The sequence below is a fragment of the Pseudomonas sp. Sample_16 genome (assembly GCF_004307665.1).
In the GTDB taxonomy this organism is placed as follows: Bacteria; Pseudomonadota; Gammaproteobacteria; order Pseudomonadales; family Pseudomonadaceae; genus Aquipseudomonas.
The window spans coordinates 1-1,308 of sequence record NZ_RCOB01000139.1 but is presented as its reverse complement, the minus strand read 5'-3'; the positions used below and the strand labels follow the sequence as shown (position 1 = coordinate 1,308).

The following is a 1,308-nucleotide window of genomic DNA, read 5'->3' as shown; positions in this document are numbered from 1 at the left end:
CGCCTGGGTCAATAACAGCTGATAACTCCCCAGATCCCGCCCTGCCCCGGCCTGTTCCAGCGTGGTCTGCGTGAAGTCGTGAAACTTCACTTTGACGAACGGCTTGCCCGGCCGATAGCTGCTGTCGATTCGCGCCATTCGGGTTTTGAGGGTTTCCAACAACTCCGGCAGCTTGTCCAGGCAACTGCGCAAATCCGGAAGGTCAACATCGTAGGTATTTTCGACACTGATGGACTGCCGACGGCTATCGTTATGCACCTGGCGATCATCGATCCCACGCGCCAGGCTCCAGAGTCGCTCACCAAAGCTGCCGAATTCACGCACCAGCGCCAACTTGTCCCACTCGCGCAAGTGTGAGCAATCGATGATGCCGAGCTTGCCCAACCGCTCGGCGGTGACTTTGCCGACCCCATGCAGTTTGCTGACCGGTAATCCACTGACAAAGTCTTCGACCTGATCCGGCGTGATGACAAACAAACCATTGGGTTTCTTCCAGTCACTGGCGATCTTGGCAAGAAACTTGTTCGGCGCCACCCCTGCTGACACCGTTATGTGCAGCTGATTGGAAACGCGACGACGGATATCCTGGGCGATTCGCGTGGCACTCCCGCCGAAATGAGCACTGTCCGATACGTCGAGGTAAGCCTCATCCAGAGAAAGCGGCTCGATGATCTCGGTGTAATCGCGGAAAATCGTATGAATTTCCTTCGATGCTTCTCTATAGGCGTCCATACGCGGCTTGACGATGGTCAGGTCCGGACACAGCTTCAATGCATGCCCGGAAGACATGGCCGAGCGCACACCGTAGGCCCGCGCCTCGTAATTGCAGGTGGCGATCACGCCACGCCGATCCGCCGAGCCACCCACCGCCAGCGGCTTGCCGGCCAGGCGCGGGTCATCACGCATCTCGATGGCGGCGTAGAAACAGTCACAATCGACGTGGATGATTTTTCGCTGGGTCATATCAACGCGGTGTTCATGATGAAGAATGGGAGACACACGGTGTAGGACAGGCAGTATCTCATCGACACCTGTATATAGCACCAGTAGTACTGAATGTTCTCACGCAGCTGTAGGAAAAACCTTTGGTGAATTTATTTTCTCAATCGAAACGCCTCGACCAATAGAGCCAGAACCCTTGCCAGGCTTGGGCTGCAGCCCGATCCAGAGTCTCCTTTAATACCTAAGCAGTTGAAGCAAAACGGATTTTATCGATCCTACGGGTTGACACCCCGGCCATTCTCTATAGAATGCGCCACACAGACGCGGGATGGAGCAGTCTGGTAGCTCGTCGGGCTCATAACCCGA

At 55.7% G+C, this 1,308-nt stretch carries 1 protein-coding gene; it reads right to left on the bottom strand.

What is annotated here, in order from left to right; translation table 11 throughout:
• Nucleotides 1–963: DNA polymerase IV (gene dinB / locus D8U69_RS18545; protein WP_130907871.1), on the bottom strand; the 963-nt coding region annotated here is incomplete at its 3' end.
• Nucleotides 964–1,308 lie beyond the last annotated feature (345 nt).